The organism is Clostridium sp. CM039 (assembly GCF_055081075.1).
The window spans coordinates 3762834-3780455 of the sequence record NZ_CM143649.1 but is presented as its reverse complement, the minus strand read 5'-3'; the positions used below and the strand labels follow the sequence as shown (position 1 = coordinate 3780455).

The 17622-nt window shown below is 31.7% G+C and carries 16 protein-coding genes and 1 riboswitch; of the genes, 2 read left to right on the top strand and 14 right to left on the bottom strand.

What is annotated here, in order from left to right; translation table 11 throughout:
• Window positions 1-171 precede the first annotated feature (171 nt).
• Both ACWJJ2_RS17765 and ACWJJ2_RS17760 read left to right on the top strand, forming a co-directional pair.
• Window positions 172-441, top strand: a complete 270-nt coding sequence (locus ACWJJ2_RS17765; protein ID WP_462953627.1) for a VOC family protein — start codon at window positions 172-174, stop codon at window positions 439-441.
• A gap of 192 nt (window positions 442-633) precedes the next feature.
• Window positions 634-1419 (top strand): HAD family hydrolase, encoded by a 786-nt coding sequence (locus tag ACWJJ2_RS17760; protein ID WP_462953626.1) that lies wholly within the window; start codon window positions 634-636, stop codon window positions 1417-1419.
• A gap of 213 nt (window positions 1420-1632) precedes the next feature.
• On the opposite strand, the gene cbiT is transcribed toward ACWJJ2_RS17760, so the two are convergent.
• The 14 genes from cbiT to ACWJJ2_RS17690 form a co-directional block, all read right to left on the bottom strand.
• Window positions 1633-2196 carry a precorrin-6Y C5,15-methyltransferase (decarboxylating) subunit CbiT gene (gene cbiT / locus ACWJJ2_RS17755; RefSeq protein ID WP_462953625.1) on the bottom strand — a complete coding sequence of 188 codons (564 nt, stop codon included), beginning with the start codon at window positions 2194-2196 and terminating at the stop codon, window positions 1633-1635.
• Window positions 2197-2501: 305 nt separating this feature from the next.
• Entirely contained in the window at window positions 2502-3776 is a 1275-nt protein-coding gene (gene hemL / locus ACWJJ2_RS17750) for a glutamate-1-semialdehyde 2,1-aminomutase (protein WP_220286075.1), read from the bottom strand.
• A 35-nt stretch (window positions 3777-3811) separates the two neighbouring features.
• Window positions 3812-4777, bottom strand: a complete 966-nt coding sequence (gene hemB, locus ACWJJ2_RS17745) for a porphobilinogen synthase (RefSeq protein ID WP_216301932.1) — start codon at window positions 4775-4777, stop codon at window positions 3812-3814.
• A 94-nt stretch (window positions 4778-4871) separates the two neighbouring features.
• Window positions 4872-6329: a uroporphyrinogen-III C-methyltransferase gene (cobA, locus tag ACWJJ2_RS17740; RefSeq protein ID WP_216301931.1), complete on the bottom strand. Its 1458-nt coding sequence runs from the start codon at window positions 6327-6329 to the stop codon at window positions 4872-4874.
• A gap of 29 nt (window positions 6330-6358) precedes the next feature.
• Window positions 6359-7234: a hydroxymethylbilane synthase gene (hemC, locus tag ACWJJ2_RS17735; protein WP_220286077.1), complete on the bottom strand. Its 876-nt coding sequence runs from the start codon at window positions 7232-7234 to the stop codon at window positions 6359-6361.
• 27 nt (window positions 7235-7261) lie between these two features.
• Window positions 7262-7921, bottom strand: coding sequence for an NAD(P)-dependent oxidoreductase (locus ACWJJ2_RS17730; protein WP_220286078.1), 660 nt, complete (start codon window positions 7919-7921; stop codon window positions 7262-7264).
• The gene (gene hemA, locus ACWJJ2_RS17725) at window positions 7885-9069 is read right to left on the bottom strand and encodes a glutamyl-tRNA reductase (RefSeq protein WP_220286079.1); all 1185 of its coding nucleotides are present in this window, start codon (window positions 9067-9069) and stop codon (window positions 7885-7887) included. The genes ACWJJ2_RS17730 and hemA overlap by 37 nt, the downstream gene beginning before the upstream one ends.
• 30 nt (window positions 9070-9099) lie before the next feature.
• Complete coding sequence (cbiB, locus tag ACWJJ2_RS17720; protein WP_216302036.1) at window positions 9100-10050, bottom strand: adenosylcobinamide-phosphate synthase CbiB; 951 nt, start codon at window positions 10048-10050, stop codon at window positions 9100-9102.
• A gap of 80 nt (window positions 10051-10130) precedes the next feature.
• Window positions 10131-11624: a cobyric acid synthase gene (locus ACWJJ2_RS17715; protein WP_216301928.1), complete on the bottom strand. Its 1494-nt coding sequence runs from the start codon at window positions 11622-11624 to the stop codon at window positions 10131-10133.
• 135 nt (window positions 11625-11759) lie between these two features.
• A riboswitch (cobalamin riboswitch) is annotated at window positions 11760-11943 on the bottom strand.
• 221 nt (window positions 11944-12164) lie between these two features.
• On the bottom strand, window positions 12165-12818 hold the full coding sequence (gene trmB / locus ACWJJ2_RS17710) for a tRNA (guanosine(46)-N7)-methyltransferase TrmB (protein ID WP_216301927.1): 654 nt from the start codon (window positions 12816-12818) through the stop codon (window positions 12165-12167).
• A 67-nt stretch (window positions 12819-12885) separates the two neighbouring features.
• Complete coding sequence (locus ACWJJ2_RS17705; RefSeq protein ID WP_187351393.1) at window positions 12886-13503, bottom strand: site-2 protease family protein; 618 nt, start codon at window positions 13501-13503, stop codon at window positions 12886-12888.
• 291 nt (window positions 13504-13794) lie between these two features.
• Window positions 13795-14841 (bottom strand): hypothetical protein, encoded by a 1047-nt coding sequence (locus ACWJJ2_RS17700; protein WP_216301926.1) that lies wholly within the window; start codon window positions 14839-14841, stop codon window positions 13795-13797.
• A 46-nt stretch (window positions 14842-14887) separates the two neighbouring features.
• Complete coding sequence (locus ACWJJ2_RS17695; protein ID WP_216301925.1) at window positions 14888-15913, bottom strand: phosphodiester glycosidase family protein; 1026 nt, start codon at window positions 15911-15913, stop codon at window positions 14888-14890.
• 162 nt (window positions 15914-16075) lie between these two features.
• The gene (locus ACWJJ2_RS17690; protein ID WP_216301924.1) at window positions 16076-17452 is read right to left on the bottom strand and encodes a PhoH family protein; all 1377 of its coding nucleotides are present in this window, start codon (window positions 17450-17452) and stop codon (window positions 16076-16078) included.
• Window positions 17453-17622: the final 170 nt, after the last annotated feature.

Sequence of the window (17622 nt, the reverse complement as noted above, 5' to 3'; positions counted from 1 at the left end):
TAGTAATAAGCGCTCTACAATAGTATTAACGGCAATAATTGTCATCAAATGATATCAAATAGGAATCATGCTGTGCTTTTCACTCCTAACACACATTATTGCCTTCTTAAACTATTATAATATATTCACGTAACTTAACATATTATAATTTTATAAAGGTGGAGAAAAACTATGCCAATATTAGATTCTACAGAAATTAAACATATAAAAATTTCAACTATTAATTTACAAAAAACCATGAAATTTTATATAGATTTAGGATTTAAAACTATTTTAAGAACTTTTAATAAAGAAGCAAATGAGCAGGTGGCATTTCTTCGATTTAAAGATATAGTAATTGAAACTAATGATACTTTAAATACTAAAGGAAAAGTAGGCGCAATAGCTAATATATCAATAAACTTTCTGATATTGAAAAAGCATTTAAAATTAAATTTGTAAATGTAGAGGATATAATATTATAGAAGATGAAGTGCAATATATTTTTTTTGGAGAGAATAAAGTTAGTTTTTTTATATTAAAAGGGCCATCGGAAGAAAAAATAGAGTTTTATGAGAAATTGTAATTATCCTATTCTTTTAGGCAAAGACTCAATAAATTATTAAAATGACAGTGAGGAGGTAGTATATATTTATGAAAAAAGCAGTGTTTTTTGACATAGATGGAACATTAATAGATTGTTTAAATGGGTTAACAGATATTACTCATAAAGTGAAACAAGCAATTCGTATTTTGCAAACCAATGGATATTATGCATTCATTGCAACAGGTAGACCTTATGCATTTTTAAGTGAATCTTTGTTGAATTTTGGATTTGATGGTTTTATTCTTACAAATGGAGCACAAGTAAAAATCAAAGATAATCTTATTTATAACGACCCACTTGATAAAGATTTTATAAAGAAAATAACTAATAATTTTGAAAGACTTAACATTCAATACATGTTACAAGGAGAGGTATATTCATATATGAAAGAAAATTACAAAGAATTTTATTCAATTTATGATAGTTTTAGTATTTCTAGAAAGTACTTAAAAATTAATTATGATATTGAAAATGTAGATACCTATAAAATTGAAATGCTCTGCAAAGATAAGAAAGGTGCAGATTATTGTTTATCCTTAGGAAATGATAATTATGATTATATTCATAATGTAAAAGAAAACTCTTTTGAGCTTTATTCAAAAAGAAATACAAAAGCTACAGGAATCTTAAAAGCATTAGCTTATTTAAATATTTCAATAGAAAATAGCTATGCTTTTGGTGATGGAAAAAATGATATAGAAATGTTATCTACAGTTGGATGCGGAATAGCTATGGGAAATGCTAGTGATGAAGTTAAAAACTATGCAAAAAAAGTGACTGATACCGTAAATAATGATGGCATAGCTTTAGGAATCAAAAATTACATACTATAAGTATATAAAAATTCATTTACAAAACCATGACTAACACCCTAAAATTCACAATACGTTCAGTAACAATTTCTTTTTCAAGAAATAAATCATAACCTGCGAAGCTGCAATATTTCCTATTTATGCGCAAAAAAAAGTATATATTACCTATAATGCATTGAAGCGAGCTTTAGAACTTCTTAGCGAAGTGAATGCATTAATAGTAATATATACTTTTTATATTTTTTTTCCACTAACAATAAATATAGGATTATTTGCCATTAACATATAGCTCTTTCCTTTTGTCTTACTTACTTGAATTTGTACACATTCTACTTCATAATTTAATGTTTTTAAAGCTTCCATAGCCTTGTACACATTATTTATTGTTATAAAATTTAAAACGATATTTCTGTTTTTCTTAAGCTTACTTCCATACTTCTCGATAATATCAGCTATATTTCCACCACTTCCACCTACAAATATAGCATCAAATTCTCCTGTTATATTAGTCTGTATCTCCATGGCTTCTGAACTTAGTATTTCCAGGTTACTCGTTTTAAATTTTTCTTTATTTTGTTTTATAACCTCTAATGCATCAAGATCTTTTTCTATAGCGATTACTTCACCACTACTGCATATCTGAGCAATCTGAATACTTACTGATCCTGTTCCCGCACCGATGTCTATTACCCTATAGTCCTCTTCAAGCTCAAGCTTTACTACACTTAATATTCTTACTTCTTCCTTAGTCATTGGGCAATTGCCCCTTATAAATTCATTATCTTTAATAAATCTCATGTTTTACACTTCCTTCAATTTTAGAAATTAAGTATTTATTCTTAATGAATGCTAACAAAAGTATATATCGCGTAAAATGCGTTTGAGCAAGCCTTAGTTATTCTTAATTTGTTTTAGTTTCAGATGCGTTAAGAAAACACATGTTTGAGCGCTAGCGAGTTTGTGTTTTAAGCAACTGTAAATAAAATAAATTTTAGAATTACTTGACAAAGCGAACGCATCTGTAGCGATATATACTTTTCGTTATAGCATACAGCAAGAAAAAATTGATACTTCACATATTGCGCCTGTTATTCACTGAACTCTTATATTTTAAAACTCCTAAATGATTCTAAGAATTTTTCAATATCATTATCAGTATGCTTAACGCATAAGAATATTGCCTCAAATTGAGAAGGTGCAATATTTATTCCACTTTTTATCATATGTTCAAAGTATTTTGCAAATAGCGATGGATCACAAGTTTTAGCATCTTCAAAAGTTTTAACTTCACTCTTCTTTGTAAAGAATGCTGTGAGCATTGAACCACATCTATTAACTACCATAGGTATACCTTTTTCTTTTGCAATTTCTAGTAATCCCTCTTGAAGTTTTTCTGAAAGCTTCTCCATGTGCGCGTATTGACTAGGATTATTATAAAGCTTAGTTAATGTTTCATATCCTGCTGCCATTACCACTGGATTCCCAGACATAGTTCCCGCTTGATAAACTGGTCCCATAGGAGATAATAACTCCATTATTTCTTTTTTCCCACCATATGCACCACAAGGAAGTCCCCCTCCCATGATTTTTGCATAAGTTACTAAATCAGGAACTATTCCATAAATACTTTGTGCTCCTTTATACGCTACTCTAAACCCACTCATTACTTCATCAAAAATAAGTAGACTCTTGTATTCATCACATAAATTTCTAAGCTCTAATAAAAATTCTTTTTCAGCTGGTATAACTCCCATATTTCCTGCTACTGGCTCAATTATTATACAGGCAATATCATCACTATATTTATCAAACAATGCTTTAACGCTGCTAATGTCATTGTAATTTGCAATTAATGTATGTATAATACTTTCCTCAGGAACACCTGCTGAACCTGGTATTCCCGCGGTCATTACTCCTGAACCGGCTTCAACTAGAAAGCCTTCAAAATGTCCATGGTAGCAACCTGCAAATTTTATTATTTTATTCTTTCTTGTATATCCCCTTGCAAGCTTAACTGCACTCATTGTGGCTTCTGTACCTGAGTTAACCATTCTAATCATGTCTACACTATCTACAGTGCTACAAATGTGCCTTGCGAGTTTTAGTTCTAATTCTGTAGGTGCACCAAATGCAATAGCACTGGTGCAAGTATTTTGTATAGCTTTTACTACATCATCATCACTATGCCCAAGTATCATAGGTCCCCAAGCGCATACAAAATCTATATATTTATTTCCATCTTCATCATAAATATATGCCCCCTTACCTTTTTTAATAATTGGGGGAGTTACACTTACATCTTTAAACGCTCTAACTGGACTATTAACTCCACCAGGCATATATTGCTTTGATTCATTAAATATATCTAAATTTCTCATCGTAATTTCCTCTTTTCTAAATATTTAATTTCTAATTATCCCTTAATCCATCTACATAAATCAAGTGCATAATAAGTGATTATCATATCCGCTCCTGCTCTTTTCATAGACATATGCATTTCCATAGCTACAGCTTTCTCATCAATTAATCCCATTTTTGCAGCTGATTTTACCATAGCAAATTCTCCACTAACACTATAAGCTGCTATTGGCACATCATGTCTATCACGAGCCCATCTTATTACATCTAAATATGATAATGCTGGTTTTACCATTACAATATCTGCGCCCTCTTCAATATCGCATTCTATTTCTCTCATAGCTTCTCTGATATTTGCTGGATCCATTTGATAAGTTTTTCTATCCCCAGACTGTGGCGTTGAGTTAGCCGCTTCTCTAAAAGGGCCATAAAACGCTGACGAGTATTTTGCACTATAAGCCATTATTGATACATCTTTAAATCCATTTCCGTCTAAAATTTCTCTTATTGCAGCTACGTGACCATCCATCATGTCAGATGGTGCTATCATGTCCGCTCCAGCTGCAGCATGAGATAATGCTATTTCTGCCATATATTTTAAACTCTTATCGTTATCTACTTTCTCGTTTTCTAATATTCCACAGTGTCCATGACTAGTATATTGACACATACATACATCCGTTATTATAACTAATTTTTTTGATATCTCTCGTACCTTTTTAACTGCTCTTTGAACAATACCATTTTTATCAAAGGCCCCACAACCTACTTCATCTTTATGATCTGGTAATCCGAATAAAATTACTCCACGTACGCCCACTTCTTCAACTTCTTCAATAATTTCATGAAGTCTATCTAATGAAAAATGATAATTCCCTGGCATTGAAGATATTTCTTCTTTAATATTTTCACCTTCTACTACAAAAATAGGAAATATAAAATCTGATGGTGTTAATATCGTTTCTCTTACTAAATCTCTTATATTACTTGTTTCTCTTAATCTTCTATTCCTTTTGAACACAGTTATCCACTCCTAATTAAATAAATTATCATTTTATCCACAAATTGTTATTAATTCATCACCTGCGGTGCTGTAAATCATCTCTAAATTAACATTACATTTTTACAAGCTTGCTTATAACCCCTTCTGCACTATATTCATCACATATAATAGATTCTATACCATTATCTGAAAGTTCCTTTGCAGTTATAGGTCCTATAGCCAGTGCCGTTTTCGATTTTATAACTTCAATACCTACCATTGTAATCATATTTTTAACAGTCGACGGCGAAGTAAATACTATCAAATCTACATCTTTTATTTCATTTTCATATCTTAATTTACCACAAACCGTTTCATATGTGAAAACTTCATCCACGCTGCAGCCAATACTTCTTAATTCTTCTACCAAATAAGGTCTTGCATCTTTAGATCGAGGAACTAATATTTTATCTTTCGTTTTTACGTATGTATTCATTTTCTCAAACAAACTTTCAGCAACAAAATGATCTGCAACTATTTCTGGCATAATCCCTCTATTTTTAAGAGCGCTTGCAGTGGCTGGCCCTATGGCTGCAATTTTAGCTTTGAGCTTCCTAATATCAAATTCAATATCCTTTAAGTAATCGAAAAAGATATTCACTCCATTTACACTGGTTAAAGTTAAAAAATCATAGCCCGCAAGCTTTGTTTTATAATCATCTAAATTATATGAAGTGTTTTTAAATTCAATGGAATTTATCTCAAGTACTTCTGCACCTAAATCTATTAATTTTTCTCTTAATTCCTTTGATTGCTCTTTTGAACGAGTTATACAGATGTTCTTCCCGAATAAAGGTTTCTTCTCGTACCAATTGAATTCATCATTAAATTTAATTACTTCCCCCACTACGATAATGCAAGGAGATGATATTTCTGATTTTTGCACCTTACATAAAATATCTTCTAGCGTTCCCACTACCTTCTTCTGCTTTGATGTAGTTCCTCTCATTATTACCGCGCAAAGAGTATCTTTACTTTTTCCATTGGATATAAGATTTCCTGCAATCTTTTCTAGATTTTTAAAACCCATCATAAAAACCAAAGTTCCGCCAAGCCTTGCTACCGCATTCCAATCAATATTAAGTTTTTCTGCGGTCATTGCAGTGAATATATGGAAACTTTGAGCTATCCCTCTATGAGTGATAGGTATCCCAGCATAATTGAGCACTGCTATTGGTGAAGTTATTCCTGGTATAACTTCAAATTCAATGTTCTCTTCAAGAAGTGCTAAAGCTTCCTCTCCGCCACGTCCAAATACAAATGGATCTCCGCCCTTAATTCTTCCAACTACATGTCCTTTTTTAGCGAGCATTACTAGCATTTCATTTATCTCTTCCTGAGTTTTATAATGACAGCCCGGCTCTTTTCCACAATAGTATATTTCACATTCCGCTTTTAAATATTTAAGTATACTAGTACTTGCTAACCTATCATACATAACTGCAGTACATTTTTCTAGCATTCTTATTGCTTTTAGGGTTATTAGTTCCTCATCTCCTGGACCGACTCCCATTAAATAAACCTTTCCCATTAGTATCCCCTTTCTACTTTTTAATATGATTAATTATCTTCTAATATTTTTTTAGCTAGATCAGCACCTAGCTTTATATAATCATTTTTATCTCCTGAGAGTTGTTTTTTCACTATTTTCCCATCAACTTCAAACACACCAAGCATGTGCATAGTTTCTCCTTCAAAATAAGCATATGCTCCTATACAACCATGGCAATCCCCATTAAGTGTCGCCATAAAGCTTCTTTCTGCGTCTACGCAAATTCTAGCATCGTAGCAATCTAATTTTCTAATCATAGATACTTGTGGATGGCTTTTAACCATTTCAATACCTAATGCACCTTGGGCTATTGCTGGTACAACTTCCGTTGGTTCAAAATAGTTAGTAATTATCTTTTCCATACCTAGTCTTTTTAGTCCTGCAGCCGCTAGGATTATGCCATCTAGGTTTTCCTTTTCTATTTTTGCTATTCTAGTCTGTACATTACCTCTTATAGGTACAATCTCCACATCTGGTCTTAGTATCTTAATTTGAGTGCCACGTCTAATACTACTAGTTCCTATTCTTGCGCCCTTAGGCAAGTCATAAAAACTAATGTTGTTAAAGGCAACAAATGCATCCCTAACATCTTCTCTAACTGGAATAGCCACTATTTCAAACTCCTCTGGTATTTCGTAGGGTACATCCTTCATACTATGTACTGCTATATCAACTTTTTGCTCCAGCATTGCAACCTCTATTTCCTTTACAAAAAGACCCTTACCTCCTATTTTATCTAAAGTTACATTTAAAATTCTATCTCCCTTAGTCTCAATAAGTACCTTTCCAGAGTCAATATTAAATTTTTCTTTAATCATAGCCATAACTGTATTAGCTTGTACTTGTGCAAGTTCACTTCTCCTAGTTCCTATATTAATTTTCAAAATTTATTCCTCCTTTAACTTCAACTTTCAATTCTCAACTATCCCAAATTCAGCTCCATAAAACATTTCTAAAATAGTATTTTGCACTCCCTTATTATAGAAAAAGTAGAAATCTTCACTACATACAAAATTCATAATTTCCTTTTTGACTTCACTCTTCTTTACCATATTTCTCATGCTACATGTATAATTTATAAAACCTTCATACTCACAAATTTTATCTTCTATGACTTTCGACATGAAAAGTGTTGTTTTAGGGCTACCGTTTTTAGTATGTAATGCAAATTTCATATTGGGTGTACTTCTTTGAACTGGTGTTACAAATAACCCTTGTTTATAATCCCCGCAGTGTACATATAGTTTACTTTTTCTATCGCAGTATTCTTTTATACCATCATTTGTCTCTATATTATCTGTAGCAATAATTACAATATGATTCTGATCCACATATCTTTCATCATATTCACCCTTTATTAATTTTAGGTTATAAATATTTTGTAGTGTGTAAAATTCTAGGCAAAACTCTTTTGATACTACAGTAATATTACAACCTTCTTTTGAGAAAGTTTTACATTTTATAAGAGCTGCCTCTCCCCCACCAACTATAAGTATATTAATCTTATCTGATAGCAGTGAAATCATGGTATAATTTAAACCTGAAAAATCCTGCTTATTATGTCCACGCATTCCTTAGACCTCCCCTTCAAATGTTCCTCCTTTAACACCTCTATAGCTTTGTTTACATAGGCATTTGAAGTACTCTTCAAAAGTATCTCTGCTAATTTTTCATTATCCTTAGTCTCTTTCTTGTGCTTAAAAGTCTCTAGTCTTTCTTTGTAAACACCTTCACCATTGTGTTTTAACTTTTTTATAAAAGGCGATAACTCTTCCATGGTTTTCCACTCTATATACTCTTTTATAGCTTCATCCACAATGTATCTATTATCCCTCATAGAGGCTTCACGTCTTTTGTAGTTGGCATCATGGATATCGCCTAACATATCTATGTCATACACTTCATATAAGGGGTTTTCACTTACTATTTCTTCAATGTCCCTTGGTACAGCTAAATCAAATAATAATAAGTGTTTGCTCGGTAACTCCTTTAAGTGAACCACAGTATGAGGGGCCGTTGTACAAGATATAACACAATCCACCTTTTCATAATATTTATGTATGTCGTTAAACGGTATCATTTTCACCCTCGGATCTTCTATATTAGCCTTATGAATATCCCTAACTGCAATATATAGTAAATTTATTTTTCCCTCTAGTATATATTTTGAAGTTAATTCTCCTACCGCTCCATAGCCTAAAATCATAAAATTTTTGTGTCCCCTATCTATTGCTTCTTTAACTACCATAGAAGATGAAGAAACCGGTATCTCACTTATTTTAGATTTATTTCTAAACTTCTTGCCACAAGCGATAGCATTTTCAAAAAGTCTTTGAAGTTCCTTTTTAGTTGATTTTGAACCTTTTGCAGCTTCATAAGCATCCCTAACTTGCCCTAAAATTTGGTCCTCTCCAAGTAATAGTGAATCAAACCCACAGACCACATCCATTAAATGTTGTATTGCTTTTTCTTCCTTATAATTTTCTACACACTTTATTAAAGACCTATCCCAATTTAATGCCTTAAAAATCTTATCAACAATCTCTTCATCCTTAGATTTAAAATATATCTCTGTCCTGTTGCAGGTACTTAAAATAACTGCCTCTTCGCAAATATTTAAAAGTTCCTCTAAGCACTTTCCTTGGCGTTTTGGTATAATTGAGAGTTTTTCTCTAATTTCTATTTTCACATCATGCTTTAGCCCTATAAGTTGTATCATTATATCATCTCCAAAAATACATCACTATTACTAATATTTCATATATACGCATATTTCATATAACATGCATATTATTATTAAATAAAACATTGCCCCATACATTAATTTTATTGTATCTATTATATGTTCTTTCCCCAAATCGTTTATTTTGTTTCCTATTGTTGGTTTATACATTTTTTCTCCAAAATATTCATTCGTACCACCTAGTCTAACTCCCATAGCCCCCGCTGCTGCGCCTTCTGGATAAGCACAATTAGGACTTTTATGATTTTTTCTATCTCTTATCATCACTTTTATACTGCAAGCAATATTTCCTCGAACAAGTGGTGATGCCAAACAGATTAAAAATCCTGTTATTCTTGCTGGTATAAAATTAAATACATCGTCTGTTTTAGCTGGAAAGAACCCAATATATTTATATTTTTCATTCATATATCCAAGCATTGAATCCATGGTATTTATGCCCTTATACATCATAGCTAAAGGTGCTCCCCCTAATAATGCATAGAGAATAGGGGCTATAACACCATCTGCTGTATTCTCTGCAATGGTCTCCACATCAGCTCTTACTATTTCATACTCAGTAAGGGTTTTTGTATCTCTCCCTACAAGGTACGATAATTTAACTCTTGCGTCATAAATATCATTATTAACTAAAGAATCATAAACCTTCTTACCTTCTTTATGAAGGCATCTAGCAGCTATTGTCGTCCAAAGCAATATTATATTGAGAATATGGTACAACCAAAAAAACTTATTAGAAATTCTCAAAATTATAAAAGGCACTAAAAAACTAGAAAGTGCTACTATAACTACAATAATTCCGCCAAAAACTTTAATTTGACCATTAGTTTTACATATCGTTCTGCCTAACTTATCTAATTTAGAAATAAGCTTTCCTATATAAATCACCGGATGTTTAAACCAATATGGATCTCCAATTAATAAGTCTAACATTACCGCTAAAATTAAATCTATTATGTTCGTCTGAAATAGTATTGCCATTTTAATTCCTCACTATCTTATACTGTTATAATTTTTTAAATAGTTGTTAACTGTCCCTAACTTTTTCTTTTTATTCCTATGATTTTATAGATTGAATCCATATCTACATTATCTCTAACTATATCTGCTAGCTTGTCTAATTCTTTTTCTCTTAGATTTTCATAAACCTTAGATTTTTTAGGTTCCATAGCTTTTTTTACCCTTAAAGTATTAATCATATGTTCTCTAAACTCTACTCCATCAAAAACTCCATGAATATATGTACCCATAACATTTCCACCTGCATTTATTGCTCCATCGAAGGATGACGTATCAGAACCATTCTTATCATAGATTTCAAAAAGTGGTTTTGCATTATGACCATATTTACAAATTCCCATATGTATTTCGTAACCATAAGTTTCTATACTAGTATCCCTAATGTTAATGCTACGAGCCTTTACTCTTGTAGTTATTTTCTCATCTTCAAATATTGTGTCTACGTCTAAAAGCTTCATACCCTCTGTTTCTTTTGAATTTCCCTCTAAGCCATTAGGGTCACTTAAGCTATTTCCTAACATTTGATAGCCTCCACAAATGCCTAATACGTTACCTTGTACACTATATTGCTGAACCGCTTCTGCAAGTCCCGAATTTCTTAAAGAAATTAAATCATCAATAGTATTTTTTGTTCCCGGTATGATAAGGAGGTCTGGTGTGCCCAATTCTCCTTTAGTTGTAACAAATCTAACTGATACATCTTCTTCAGCCTTTAATGCGTCTAAATCCGTAAAATTCGATATATGTGGAAGCTTTATTACAGCAATATCAATAGGTGCAGTAATTTTTTTGTTAAATTCTACTGCACCATCTTCATCTTCGAGTTCCAATCTAAAATAAGGAACTACTCCTGCACATGGAATATGTATAATATCCTCAAGCATTGTAAGTCCTGGCTTTAAGATTTCTAAATCTCCTCTAAACTTATTAATAATAGTGGCTTTAACTCTTTTTTTCTCGGCCTCATTAAGCAAAAGCAAAGTCCCTGCTAGTGACGCAAATACTCCACCCTTATCTATATCTCCTGCGAGTATCACAGGTGCATCTATAAGTTCCGCCATTCCCATATTCACTATATCTCTATCTCTTAAATTAATTTCTGCTGGGCTACCTGCTCCTTCCATTACTATAATATCAAACTTCTTCTCTAATTCTTCAAACTGCTTTTTTAACATGTCTTTGAATTCCAATTTCATATTATGATATTCCATAGCTGTACTATTCCCAAAAACCTTTCCATTAACGATAATTTGGCACTTTTTATCCGAGGTAGGTTTTAATAAAATCGGATTCATATATACCTCTGGCTCCAATCCTGCCGCATAGGCTTGAAGCACCTGCGCACGTCCCATTTCTTTTCCATCCAATGTAATATAAGAATTCAATGACATATTCTGTGACTTAAAAGGACATACTGAAAACCCATCTTGCACAAAAATTCTGCAAAGTGCTGTTACTAATATGCTTTTTCCTACTGATGAAGCGGTTCCTTGAACCATTACTTTAGCCATTACTATTTCTCCTTTCTTCCTGCTTGTATTCTTATTTGGCACACAACAAAAAAACAGCAAGCTTGCGCACCTGCTGTTATGTACAAATTTTTCATTGCACTAACTTGAATTCTACAGTTCTTTCCCGCCGAAAGCTTAATATTACTAATTTAGGCAGGTCTCCTGGCTCTTGATACACTTTCTCTTATCACTTTCCCTTTCAGGTAGTTATAAAAGATTTTCTCTCAATTACAGTAGCGGGGGCTGCTGTGGAATTACACCACATTCCCTTTTCACCTTACTAATCATATACTAAAGTAGCTGCATCCACTTTAGTGGCTGATTAATAATAGGCACCTAAACAAATCTATTCATTTTTAACTAATATAATTCATAATTTTCATTTTTAAAATTTTCAATTTAATACATTTCTATGTAATTAAGTTTATAGCATTATGTTAATCCTGTCAATAAATAAGAATCTAAAATGCTTAAGCCTCATATGGTTATAAGTTATCTCCTGCGAAGCTGCAACAGTTCCACAGGAGATGCATTAATTCGCTAAATTAATTTTGCCTGTAGAAACATAGCTTGTTTGCCTATTTCTGTGAATTTAGCTTCATATTCTGTAACTACGTTATCTTTAAAATCACTCTTATGCAAATCATAGGTTGAAAATAATATTTCAAACCCACACTCTTTGAAATAATCTACCGATTCTTCGAATAACTCTGTATCATCTGTTTTGAACCAAACTTCAGATCCCGGTTTTAAGAATTTCTTATAGCTCGTCAAGAACTTAGTATGAGTTAATCTTCTTTTATTATGTCTGTCTTTTGGCCAAGGATTACAAAAATTTATATAAATTCTGCTTATCTCATCTTTTGCAAACACATCATCAATAAGCATAATGTTCATTGGCATAAGACGTACATTTATGTCTTGTTCCCCTTCAACTTCTCTTACTTCTATAACTTTTCTAAGGGCAAATACCAGAACCTCATCTTTTAAATCAATGCCTACAAAATTGATATCGAGATCTCTCCTGGACTTTTCTGATATAAATCTACCTTTACCGCAACCTAGTTCTAGATGAATTGCATTGTTATTTTTAAACTCTTCATTCCATTTTCCTTTGTGATCATATTGGTCAGTTATTACAATATGACTAGTTTCCAGCTCTGGCCTAGCCCAATATTTTTTTCTTAAGCGCATATATTTTTCTCCTTACATTCTAAATAATAAAAAATCACTATATGATTTTCTTAGCTTTATATTAATATTAAAACATCCCTGCAATATTTAAAAATTGTTTAAATAACCATAACCCTGGCGCTTGCACGATATAAGTAAAAACTGATTGTCCACCAGGTAATATAGGCAATATTAACACCATAAATATTAAGAATTGATACCTATAAATTGTATCTGGTAAATTGTAAAAAAACTTTGGGAACAAATCCCTAACTATATGAGATCCATCAAATCCCGGTATTGGCACTAAATTAAGAAAAAACAAAATACAATTTAGGTACCCTGTAATTATTAAAATTTGGCTAATAATAGTATATAATCCACCATGAATTGGTGGAAATTTCGAAAATAACACAGTAAGAATTGCAAATACAAACCCTAGAATTAGATTAGCAATTGGGCCTGCAACTGAAACTTTCAAATCATCCTTATAATAATTTTTAAATGCACTAGGATTTGTCTGAACAGGCTTTGCCCAACCAAACCCTACTAATATAATCATAAGAAATCCCATTGGATCTATATGTGCGATTGGATTCAGCGTAAGTCTCCCTTGAAATCGTGGAGTTTTGTCTCCTAACCTATCTGCTACGATAGCATGCGCATACTCATGAAAAGTAAATGCTAATAAAATTGCGGGTATCATCAAAATCTTATTTAATATTTGTTGTGTATCCAAATTTATTCCTCCTTATACTCCTACATGGTAGGCAATGTTAATCGCTACTCACCTTGTTAATGCATCTTTGACTTGTTATTTTTTAAGATGTCTACTATCCTATTATAACAAAGTTTATTGTTATTTTGAATTGAATATTCTTAAAATAAAATAATATATTCCCACAACTATATCCTTATGAATTAACTTATATTTTCAGATTATAGAAAAAACCTTATCTTAAAAAGATAAGGTCTTAAATAAACATCATAGTATCGACTACTTAAAAAGAACAAAAGATACTTCTTTATCATTAACCAATGATACTATTCCCTTAGTATACAATTGCAATAATTTTCCTTTATAGCTAGTTTCAGTTCCAGAACTAACATCTTTTATTACAGCTTTCATTACATCATTTTGATAGACCTTACCAAGAGATGTAACAAATAGATCATTTTTTTTAGAAGGTTTTTGTAAATCAATCACTTTCCAATTTTCAGTATTTTCTAATGTTTTCCCATAATAAATTTTGCTTACCAAATTATCTTTTAATTCTCCAAGATACACATTGTCCTCATCATCAGTGCCAATTAAAGTAAGTTTTTCTACACCTTTAATATTTATAGGTTCCTCAAGGGTGGTAGAATACATTTTATTATAGACTAATCCCTCGTACACCAAATTATCTTCATGGCGCGCTAATGCCATATTACTCACACTCTTTGGTATTGTATCAATTTTTGTCATCTCTTCGTCTCTGTCACTTCTATAGTCTCTGTCAATTCTATATATACTACTGCTACCACCTTCATTTAAAACCTTTATATAAATAACCCCTGTTAAAATTGATACTTGAATATCTTCTACTTCATCATTTGTACCAGTATAGGCTAATTTTCCTATCTTTACTTTTTCACCTTTTTCTACGTCATAAGAATATACTACTAATTTACTAGACTCATCATCACTTTTTTCTACTAAAAACATTCTATTTCTATCTGGAAGCCATTTATAAAAAGAAATTTCACTTCCATCTTCAGCCTCTATATTTTTAACGTTTCCATTCTTACCATCAGCAATTTTTAATTCTTTATTCTCATAATAGCATAAATATTTAGCACCATAGGATACTAATATATTTTCTGCGTTTGCTGGCAATGTAATATCAATATTTTTTAATTTATCGCTTTTATTTTCATCAATTTTTTCCGTAACCATTTTTGAATCAGTAGCTAAAAAATAATGATCTATATAAAATAGAACTAAACATTGCATGGATAACGAAAATACTATCCATATACTTATTCTTTTCTTCCAACTCATAGTTTCTTCTCCTTTAATTTAAAATGTACTATGCTCAAATTTCACTTTATTGCCTACTCTCCACATAAATAATTGAAGGTATAGATCTTTCTCCATAGCTGTCGCTAGGATTGTTTATAACTTCATCATCATAAAACAAGGTAGAAGAAGAACCTCCATCTAAATTAGTAGCATTATAAGCACCAAACTTATACAATTCGTCTTGTACCTCTCTTAAAGTAGCCCCTAAACTGCCTACCTGTCTACCATCGATAACTAATAATATTATTGCTCCATCTTTTCTTTGTCCAATAGCTGTTCTAGGTGCTATCCCCTGCCCTCCGACACCCGTATTTATAGTTTTCTGTCCATTAACTATAAGTGCCGGACCAAAAGATACCGCTTCCATCACTTCAAGCTCTTTCATTTCTTTAATTGAATGAGCTCCAACTAATAGATTTCCCGACTTAGTAAATGCTACAACCTCTGTTTTTTCATTTTCATTTTTTATATCATTAAAAATTTCTTTACCATTAGACATTATAATTCCTGTTGGATTTGCTCCCGTTCCTGCCCATTTTGTGTCACCAGCTTTATCTGTAAACGCGCCACCATTAACCGCTGCAATTGCATTATTATTTTTTGCAATATCACTAGTTAATTGCCCTTCCCTTAATTGCCCTTCCCGGTTGAGCTTACTACTATACCCTACTTTTAATCTAGTCGCGTCACTGATTACTAACACATGCCCTTTAAATTTTGTCCCTTTAATATCATATCTTTCAATACTATTATCATCTTTATTTTCTACATTTACGCCAGCCAAGTTATCTTGAGCTATAGTTTCCACTACTTGGTCCTTCATAATTTCTTTTATTTTTTCATCGGATAAAAATGATGTTGCTAGCCACTGTAATGAAAGAGTGGTCATTGCTGAACCTACCACTGTAGTCTTTACATTTTTAAACGGACCATAATAAATCATAAATGGGCCTGTAATAGCTGTAAAAGTTAATTCAAATATTATAAAAAATAAAACAAGCGTGCTTTGACTTCTTTTTTTTCTCTTCCCACATTTTTCTATTTTTTTCATCTTTCCCATCCTTTTCTTTATTATGTACTATCATATTATACAATAAAACTATATATTTTAACACATCTTTTAAATGTAATTTTTGTGAATATAAATATCATATGATAAATTAATACAAAAGAGAGTATAAATTTTTATACTCTCTTCTATAGAATTAAATTTTTATAATTTTTTAGAGCCTTCGTATGCTAGGGGCGACCTCTCACATTCATCATATTTCAAAGTTACTTGATAACACAAGTCACTACCCTTCATTTTTTCAGAGGCATAACACAAACCATTTGACCTCGAATCAAGAAAAGGATGATCTATTTGTTCTGGGTCACCTATAAGAATCAACTTAGTTCCCTCTCCAACTCTAGTTATTATTGCTTTAACTTGTTTTGGCGACAAATTTTGTGCCTCATCTATAATTACCCAATTTTTAACTATGGACCTTCCTCTAAGATAAGCAACAGCTTCAGTAGTTATAATTCTCCTATCAAACAAGTCATTTATTTTATCTAATAGTTGCTTCTCATTTTTGTAACGTTCTTTTTCATCAGATTCCACAAGTATCTCTAAATTATCAAATATTGGCCTCATGAATGGTGATATTTTTTCTTGTTCTGTACCAGGTAAAAACCCTATTTCCTCATCCATAGTAACATTGGGTCTGCAAATTAAAATTCTTCTGTAATGTTCATTACTATCCTGTAATATTTTTTGAAGACCTACCGCTAATGAAAATAATGTTTTAGCTGTTCCTGCAGGTCCTTTTATAATTACGAGTGGTGCTTTTACTGAGTCAGCGCTTAAAGCTTCCAGCATAAATTTCTGACCTACATTTCTTGGCGAAACTCCTGAAGGTTTACTTTCCTTATTATAAAGAGGTAGTACATTTTTACCATCATATCTAGCTAGTGCCGTTTGTTTAGGATTTTCCATTGAATGAATTATTAAAAATTGATTTGTGTATAAAAATGGAGTGGTATATTCTTCTGTTTCCTCATCATATTTAAGTAAGGCACCAACTTCCAAATTTTTTTTACTAAAAAACTCCTGAAGCTTTTCTGGAGATACAAATACCTCTATTCTTCCTGTATACTGATTGTCATATTCCGGTACAAATTTTTCATAAAAATCTTCTACATTAATATCTACGGCATCTGCCTTTATCCGTTGGAAAATGTCTTTGGTTATTAACCATACATCCTCGCCTTGCTCTTTAAGCCCTTTACATACCTGCAATATTCTATTGTCAGCTTTATCTTTATTCCAAGAATCAGGAATTTTGGTATCATAATGATTCATCTCTACTCTAAGTCTTCCTCCACTTGTTAAATCAATACCCTCATTTAGTTTCCCCTGCTTCCTAAGTTTATCAATAAGTCTAGCCGCATATCTAGCATTAGCCCCTAAATCACTTTTATCTTTCTTAAAACTATCTAATTCCTCGAGTACCACTTCAGGTATTATTACATCATTATCTCCAAAAGATAATATGGCGCTTGGTGAATACAAAATAACATTTGTATCTAGTACATAGGTTTTTTTCAAAATGTCAGCTCCCCCTTTCTCTATTACTAATATATGTTACTTATCCTATAAATGAATTAAAAATAAAATAAAATTTAAAATTCCTATTAATTCTAAATATATTATTTTTTTGACAAGTAATAGTTTTTATTATATAATAAAACCTACAACGGATTTGATAACATTATAGG